At 32.3% G+C, this 7,784-nt stretch carries 8 protein-coding genes; all 8 read right to left on the minus strand.

Annotated features, from left to right (window positions below; all coding sequences use genetic code 11):
• Nucleotides 1–47: 47 nt before the first annotated feature.
• From ilvC to hflK, 8 genes are read right to left on the minus strand one after another with little or no spacing between them, the layout of a single operon-like run.
• Entirely contained in the window at nucleotides 48–1,070 is a 1,023-nt protein-coding gene (gene ilvC, locus AMN83_RS04905) for a ketol-acid reductoisomerase (RefSeq protein WP_075504552.1), read from the minus strand.
• An 18-nt stretch (nucleotides 1,071–1,088) separates the two neighbouring features.
• On the minus strand, nucleotides 1,089–1,637 hold the full coding sequence (ilvN, locus tag AMN83_RS04910) for an acetolactate synthase small subunit (RefSeq protein WP_075504553.1): 549 nt from the start codon (nucleotides 1,635–1,637) through the stop codon (nucleotides 1,089–1,091).
• A gap of 5 nt (nucleotides 1,638–1,642) precedes the next feature.
• On the minus strand, nucleotides 1,643–3,409 hold the full coding sequence (locus tag AMN83_RS04915) for an acetolactate synthase 3 large subunit (RefSeq protein ID WP_075504554.1): 1,767 nt from the start codon (nucleotides 3,407–3,409) through the stop codon (nucleotides 1,643–1,645).
• 52 nt (nucleotides 3,410–3,461) lie between these two features.
• Nucleotides 3,462–4,370, minus strand: a complete 909-nt coding sequence (gene miaA, locus AMN83_RS04920) for a tRNA (adenosine(37)-N6)-dimethylallyltransferase MiaA (protein WP_075504555.1) — start codon at nucleotides 4,368–4,370, stop codon at nucleotides 3,462–3,464.
• 2 nt (nucleotides 4,371–4,372) lie between these two features.
• Entirely contained in the window at nucleotides 4,373–5,788 is a 1,416-nt protein-coding gene (locus AMN83_RS04925; protein WP_075504556.1) for a Do family serine endopeptidase, read from the minus strand.
• A 1-nt stretch (nucleotide 5,789) separates the two neighbouring features.
• Nucleotides 5,790–5,975, minus strand: coding sequence for a DUF2065 domain-containing protein (locus AMN83_RS04930; RefSeq protein ID WP_075504557.1), 186 nt, complete (start codon nucleotides 5,973–5,975; stop codon nucleotides 5,790–5,792).
• Nucleotides 5,976–5,982: 7 nt separating this feature from the next.
• Nucleotides 5,983–6,855: a protease modulator HflC gene (gene hflC / locus AMN83_RS04935; RefSeq protein ID WP_075504558.1), complete on the minus strand. Its 873-nt coding sequence runs from the start codon at nucleotides 6,853–6,855 to the stop codon at nucleotides 5,983–5,985.
• Between the two features lies 1 nt (nucleotide 6,856).
• A complete protein-coding gene (gene hflK / locus AMN83_RS04940; protein WP_425304146.1) occupies nucleotides 6,857–7,783 on the minus strand; it encodes an FtsH protease activity modulator HflK in 927 nt (308 codons plus the stop codon).
• Nucleotide 7,784: the final 1 nt, after the last annotated feature.

Genomic DNA, 7,784 nt, shown 5'->3' on the forward strand with positions numbered 1-7,784 from the left:
ATAAGTGAAATAATTGAATTATAGTAGCAATAATTTACTGATAAAATTTAACTTTTATCGCTGTCTACTAATTTTTTCTTACCTATCCAAGGCATCATAGCTCTTAGTTCTGCACCAACTTTTTCTACAGGATGTTCGGCTAATTTAGCTCTCGTAGCAAGGAAATTTTTTTGACCATTTTTGCATTCATCCATCCATTCTTTAGTGAATTTTCCAGATTGAATTTCAGACAAAACTTCTTTCATTCTTTTTTTAGTTTCTTCTTTATTTACTACTCTCGGTCCAGATTGATATTCACCATATTCAGCAGTATTCGAAATAGAATAATTCATGTTTGCAATTCCACCTTCATAAATTAAATCAACAATCAATTTAACTTCATGAACTGTCTCAAAATATGCCATCTCTGGTTCATATCCTGCTTCAACTAAAGTTTCATAACCATTTTTAATTAGCTCAACCAAACCTCCACAAAGTACTGTTTGTTCACCAAATAAATCTGTTTCAACTTCGTCTTTGAATGTAGTTTCAATAATTCCTGATCTTCCTCCACCAACTGCTGAAGCATAAGATAAAGCTAAGTCTCTTGCCTTTCCTGAACCATCTTGATGAACAGCAAATAAACAAGGCACTCCACCTCCTTTTTCATATTCACTTCTAACTAAGTGACCAGGTCCTTTGGGAGCAACCATAAAAACATCAAGATCTTTTCTGGCTTTAATTAAATCGTAATGAACATTTAAACCATGAGCAAAAGCGATACTGGTCCCCTCTCTTACTCGTTGTTCAATATGATTTTTATAAATTTCCGCTTGTAGTTCATCTGGTGTAAGAATCATTACTACATCAGCCCACTCGGCAGCATCAGATAAATTCATTACCTTTAATCCTTTTGATTCTGCTTTAGCTGCACTCGATGAACCTTCTCTTAATGCTACAACAATATCTTTTACTCCACTATCCTTTAAATTTAATGCGTGAGCATGCCCTTGACTTCCATAACCGAAGATAGCAACTTTTTTACTTTTAATTAGATTAACATCTGCATCTTTTTCATAAAACATTTTCATATCATCTCTCCTTTTAAATTAATTAAATATTTTAGCACCCCTAGTCATTGCTACTGCCCCAGTTCTCGAAGTACTAATAAGTCCTAAGGGCTTTAATTTTTTATTCATTTTATCAATTTCTCTCCTAAGAGCAGTTATTTGAATTACTGCTGAAGTTTTTGTTTCATCTAATATTACGGGATTAAATTTTTTACAAGCATTTAAGCATTTTTCAATTTTATTTCTTTTTCCTACAACTTTAAACAAAGCCATTTCTTTAAAAATTACGCCTTTATCCTCTCTTTTAAATTCAGCGACTTTATGAACAGGCACTAACTTTGTTAATTGGAGTCTTATTTGTTCAATTACTTGAGGTGTTCCAGTGGTAACAATTGTTATTCTTGAAATATTTTTAACCGCATCAACCTCTGCAACAGCTAATGACTCGATGTTGTAACCTCGACCAGAAAATAAACCAACTACTCTTGCCAAAACTCCAGCCTCATTATCTACCCAAACAACAAATATATATGTGTCTGATTTTTGTTTCTTCGTAGGTATGCTGTAAGCTGACTTTGATTTCGGCATTATGATTATACTAAGGCTTTGCCTTTTCCTTTGATTTTATTTTCCTCTTGATCATTTGGGCCCAAGATCATTTGGTTATGAGGTTTTCCAGATGGTATCATTGGGAAGCAATTCTCGTTAGGATCCACATGACAATCAAATATAACTGGTCCATCATAATCGATCATTTCTTGAATTTTATCATCAAGATCATCTGGATTGTCTGCTTTAATTCCTTTACATCCATAAGCTTCTGCCATTTTCATAAAATCTGGTAATGCTTCAGAATAACTTTCAGAATAATTTTTTTCATGCAGCAATTCCTGCCATTGTCTAACCATTCCCATATATTGATTATTTAAAATAAATATTTTTATAGGAAGATTATATTGAACCGCAGTAGACATTTCTTGCATGGTCATTAAAACTGATGCTTCTCCAGCAATATCAATTACTAATTTTTCAGGATGAGCAATTTGAACACCAACTGCTGCTGGTAATCCATACCCCATAGTTCCTAAGCCTCCAGATGTCATCCATCTATTTGGTTTATTAAATTTATAATGCTGAGCAGCCCACATTTGATGTTGTCCAACCTCGGTAGTAACATAAGTATCTTTATTCTTAGTTAATTCATAAAGTCTTTGAACGGCATGTTGAGGTTTTATACTTTCATCACTATTTACAAAATTAAGAGAATCCTTTTCTCTCCATTTTTCAATTTGCTCCCACCACTTAGCTATATTTGATTTATTTGATTTGCTGTGACCATTTTTTCTTTTAGCAATTGTTTTATTAATTTTACTTATTACACTCGTAACATCTCCAACTATTGCAAGATCCACTTTGATAATTTTATTAATTGACGATGGATCTATATCAATATGAACCTTTTTTGAATTTGGTGAAAACTCATCAATTTTTCCAGTAATACGATCATCAAACCTTGCACCAATGTTAATTAAAAGATCACAATCATGCATAGCATTATTTGCTTCATAAGTACCATGCATACCAAGCATTCCTAAAAATTGATTATCATCTCCAGGGTAAGCACCTAATCCTTGAAGTGTAGAAGTTATAGGAAAACCAGTGAGCTCAACAAATTCTCTTAGAGCCTGACTTGCTTTTGGGCCTGAGTTAATTACCCCTCCACCACTATAGATGATTGGTTTTTTAGATTTACTTAATAAATTTACTAATTCATCGATTTGATCTTGAGAAAATTTATTGTGAGATTTTCCATTTAATTTTTTTTCTTTGTTTGGTTTTTTGTATTTTGTTTTTGCAAACTGAATATCTTTTGGAATATCAATTAAAACTGGTCCAGGTCTCCCTGTTGTTGCAACTCTAAATGCTTCATGAATAACTTTTGAAAGATCATTAATATCTTTAACTAGCCAATTGTGTTTCGTGCAAGGTCTTGTAATTCCTGTGGTGTCACATTCCTGAAAAGCATCTGTTCCAATTAAATGCGTTGGAACTTGACCAGAAATACAAACCAGTGGAACAGAATCCATATAGGCATCAGTTAATGCTGTAACAACATTGGTTGCTCCAGGACCTGATGTAACTAAAACTACACCTGGTTTTCCTGATGATCTAGCATAACCTTCAGCTGCATGACCTGCACCTTGCTCGTGTCTAACTAAAATATGTTTTATGGTAGGATGATTTTTTAATTCATCATAAATAGGTAACACTGCACCACCTGGATAACCAAAGATATGTTCTACCTTTTGGTCTTCAAGACACTTAAATACAATTTCTGCTCCAGTTAATAATTTTGGCATTAGGCAATCTAGCTGAAGTTGTGCTCATTGGTCAAGTTTTAGAATGAAAATTTTAAATTTTTTTCAAAAATTTATTTATGTCTTGTGGCTTTAGTTTTATCCAGCTCTCCATATTGCCTCTAGCCCAAGTACTTTGTCTTTTGGCGTATTGTCTAGTTTTTATGGCTATTTTTTCTTTTGTATCATTCAAATCTTTTTGTTTTTTTAAATATTCTCTAATTTCATTTACTCCAATGGCCTTGTTAGCACTTTTATCTTTTCTAACCCTTAACTTTATGAAATCTTTTACTTCTTTTATTGCTCCATTTTCTATCATCTCCCTTGTTCGTAAATTGATACGCGCAATGAGTTCTTGTCTAGGATAGTCAATGTAAACTTTAAATAAATCATCTTCCACGAAGTTTGATTTTGTGTTTTTAAACCATTCATGTAGAGATTTTTTTGTAAACTTTTTTACTTCATAAGCTCTGATAGATCTTTGAGTGTCTGTAGGATTTATTTTTCCTCTTGAGGATGGATCTAATTTTAATAGTTTTTCATAAAACTTCTTTTGACCAAGTTTTTTTTGTAAATCTCTAATTTGAGTTCTTAATTTTAATGAAATATTTGGTATTTTAACCAAACCATCAGTTAAAGCTTTAAAGTATAAACCTGTGCCTCCAACAAGAATTGGGGTTTTTTTTCTTTTTTGAACTTCCCTAATTTTTTTAATTACTAACTTAAGCCAGTCACCTGTAGAGAAGTTTTTTGTAACATTATGAAAACCATACAAATGATGTTCTATTTTCTGATATTTTTTTGGATCTGGTCTAGCTGATAATATGTTAAGCTGTTTGTATACTTGCATACTATCTGCATTAATAATTTCTCCGTTAACTTTTTTTGCAATCTTAATTGCAAAGCTTGATTTACCTGAAGCTGTAGGACCTGAGATTAATATAATCTTGGATTTTAAATCCATGATCAGTCTAACTTAATACCAATATATCTTCGTTGATTTTGATTATTATAGATTGCAAGTAAAACTGTTTTTTGATTTGAATTAAGAACTTCTTTGGTAATTTCTCTTAAATCATCGGCCGATCTAATTTTTTTCTTCTGAGCTTCAATAATAATACTGTTAAGCTCTATTGAATTTGCAACAGGGCTGTTGTTTGCAATTTTAGTAATAACAAGTCCTGTAGTTTGGTTTGGTAAATTTCTATTTTTAATATCTTCTTTAGTTAATGGCCTTACTGCTATTTTTAAACTTTCAATGATCTCTTCATTATTTTGTTTTTCAGTTTCTTGATTTTTACTTATTTTAAAATCATCTGAGGTTTCTAATCTTCCTAAAATAACATTTTTAATAATCTCTTTTTTATCTCTCCAAATTTTAACCTCAACCTTTTTCCCAACTTCTGTTCGTGCAACAATCGCTGGAAGTTCTTTCATTTGATTTATTTTTTCTCCATTAAACTCTAAAATAATATCACCAGCTTGAATTCCCGCTTTTTCTGAAGGACTATTTTCAGCAACACTTGCAACAAGTGCTCCTCTTGCTTTATCTAATTTTTCAACTTCAGCAATTTCTTTTGTCACATCTTGAATTCTAACACCCAGCCAACCTCTTTTTGTTTCACCAAATTCAATTAATTGTTTAATTACAATTTGAGCACTGTTTGATGGTATAGAAAATCCAATTCCAATAGAACCATTACGTCCAAGAATTGCTGTATTAATTCCAATTACATTTCCCTCCATATCAAATAATGGACCACCTGAATTTCCAGAGTTGATAGAGGCATCTGTCTGAATAAAATCTTCATATCTTGATAAACCAATTGATCTATTTCTTGCTGATATTATTCCAGCAGTAACAGTTCCACCTAAACCAAATGGATTTCCAATTGCCAAAACCCAATCCCCAATTCTTGCTTTATCAGAGTCACCAAATGCAACCGGGATAAACTTTTCATCTGTTTCTAATTGTAAAACAGCAATATCCATTAATGGATCAGCACCTAGAACCTTAGCTTTAAATTCTTGGTCACCGTTTACCCTAACAATAATGTCATCAGCATCTTGGATAACGTGATTATTCGTAACTACAATACCTTTATCGTCTATTATAAACCCAGAACCTAAAGCAGCTGATTGTCTTTCTTGAGGTGTTCCAAATTCTTTAAACATATCCTCAAAAGGAGATCCTGGAGGAAATTGAAAAGGAAAAGGATTAGAAGTTGTTGTGATAGTAGTTGTTGTAGAAATATTTACAACAGATGGCATTAATTTTTCTGCAAGATCTGCAAAGGAAGCAGGAACTGGTTTGGAGTTTACATTTAACGAAAAGCTAAATGATATAACCAGGGTTAATAATATAAGTTTAATCTTATTCATATTAACTTTTAATAAAATAAATAATTATAAAACCTATCAATGCAAAAATAAGTCCACCTGATCTAAGCTGACTATCTTTAACAAGTTCTAATTTTTTCAACATACTTTTCATTTTTGCTGGAAATAAGGCGTATAAAATTCCCTCAATAAACAAGAAAAGACCAAAAGCTATAACTAGCTCACGCATTTAAGAATTATTGTTGGATTTCAGGTTTTATATTTCCAAAAAATTTAAAAAATTCACTATCAGGTGATAAAATTAATGAAGTTTCGCCACCAATAAGAGCTTTTTCATATGCCTGCATAGCTCTATAGAAAGCAAAAAATTCTGGATCTTGACCAAAAGCGTCTGCAAATATTTTATTTCTTTCTCCATCACCTTCACCTTTCATGATCTCAGATTGTTTTTGAGCATCTGCTAAGATTACAGTAACTTCTTTGTCAGCAGTTGATGTAATAGTGACAGCCATCTCTGCTCCTTTTGCTCTAAATTCTTTTGCTTCTCTCTCCCTTTCGGTTTGCATTCTTCTATAAATTGCATCACTGTTAGCTTGAGGTAGATCTGCTCTTTTAATTCTGACATCAACAATATTAATTCCAAAGTTTTGTGCTTCGTTATTGACACCCTCTTTAATTAAAGCCATTTGCTTAGATCTATCTTTAGATAATAATGTTTGTAATTCTTCTTGACCTAATACATTTCTGATTCTTGAATTAATAATTGTAGATAATCTTGATCTTGCAACTCTTTCGTTCCCCACTGAAATATAAAACTTTAGTGGATCAACGATTTGAAATCTTGCAAATGCATCTACAATTAATCGTTTTTGATCTGATGCAATAACCTCTTCTGGTGGAGCATCTAAGTTTAAAATTCTTTTATCTAAATAAACAACGTTTTGAATGAAAGGAATTTTAAAATTTAATCCTGGTTTCATTATAATTCTTTTTGGATCACCAAATTGAAGAATAATTGCTTGGTTGACCTCCTTAACTATAATTACTGATAAAAAGGCTACAACACCAATTGCAACTAATACTCCTGCTAATATTTTTCCAGCTTTCATCTTAATTTGTCGCTTTCTTTTTTAGTTCAGGTAAAGGTAAGTATGGAACTACACCAGAACCTGCATTTTTTTCTATAATTACTTTATCTATATCAGCTAAAACTTTTTCCATAGTTTCTAGATACATTCTCTCTTGAGTAACTGCTTTCGCATTTTTATATTCATTGTAGATAGCTATAAACCTGCTTGCTTCACCCTCGGCTTTTGCGACAACTTCTTTTTTATATGCTTCAGCAGCCTGTAAAATTTTTTGTGCTTCCCCTCGCGCTCTTGGAATTACATCATTTGCATAAGCTTCGGCCTCATTTTTAGATCTTTCCATATCAGCTCTTGCAGCTTGTACATCTCTAAACGCATCAATTACTTGATCTGGTGGGTCAGCTTTTTGAGTTTGAACTTGTGTAATCTGAATTCCACTTTCATAGTCATCTAAAATAGTCTGAATAATTTCTTGAGTTTCGAGCTCAATTTTAGATCTACCTTCTGTTAATATTGGTTGAATATCACTTTTTGCTATCACTTCTCTCATTGCAGTTTCAGCAGCTGCTTTAACCGTGCCTTCTGGGTCTTGAATTTTGAATAAAAAATTGCCTGCATCTTTAATTACCCAAAATACTGAAAAGTCTATGTTAACAATATTTTCATCTCCAGTTAACATTAGGCTTTCTTGTGGAACATCAGCAACACCACCACCTGTAGAAAAACCACTGTCCCTTTCAGACCTAAATCCTATATCCATTCTATTAACTTTTGTTACTTTTGGAGTTTGCACAGTTTCAACAGGAAAAGGGATATGATAGTTCAAACCAGGCTGTGTAGTTTTTACAAACTTACCAAATCTTAATACAACTCCTTGTTCATCGGGTAATACTCTATAAAGTCCGCTCGCCAGCCATACAAAAAATAAAACCAATAAAATTAAACTGATT

Origin of the sequence: Candidatus Pelagibacter communis, assembly GCF_001180025.1 — a bacterium.
Classification (GTDB): Bacteria; Pseudomonadota; Alphaproteobacteria; order Pelagibacterales; family Pelagibacteraceae; genus Pelagibacter; species Pelagibacter ubique_A.

Bases quoted from the DNA above. Each gene is read 5' to 3' on its own strand.
- AMN83_RS04925 (WP_075504556.1), bottom strand. From the start codon at position 5,788: ATGAATAAGATTAAACTTATATTATTAACCCTGGTTATATCATTTAGC.
- AMN83_RS04930 (WP_075504557.1), bottom strand. From the start codon at position 5,975: ATGCGTGAGCTAGTTATAGCTTTTGGTCTTTTCTTGTTTATTGAGGGA.
- AMN83_RS04915 (WP_075504554.1), bottom strand. From the start codon at position 3,409: ATGCCAAAATTATTAACTGGAGCAGAAATTGTATTTAAGTGTCTTGAA.
- miaA (WP_075504555.1), bottom strand. From the start codon at position 4,370: ATGGATTTAAAATCCAAGATTATATTAATCTCAGGTCCTACAGCTTCA.
- hflC (WP_075504558.1), bottom strand. From the start codon at position 6,855: ATGAAAGCTGGAAAAATATTAGCAGGAGTATTAGTTGCAATTGGTGTT.
- ilvC (WP_075504552.1), bottom strand. From the start codon at position 1,070: ATGAAAATGTTTTATGAAAAAGATGCAGATGTTAATCTAATTAAAAGT.
- ilvN (WP_075504553.1), bottom strand. From the start codon at position 1,637: ATGCCGAAATCAAAGTCAGCTTACAGCATACCTACGAAGAAACAAAAA.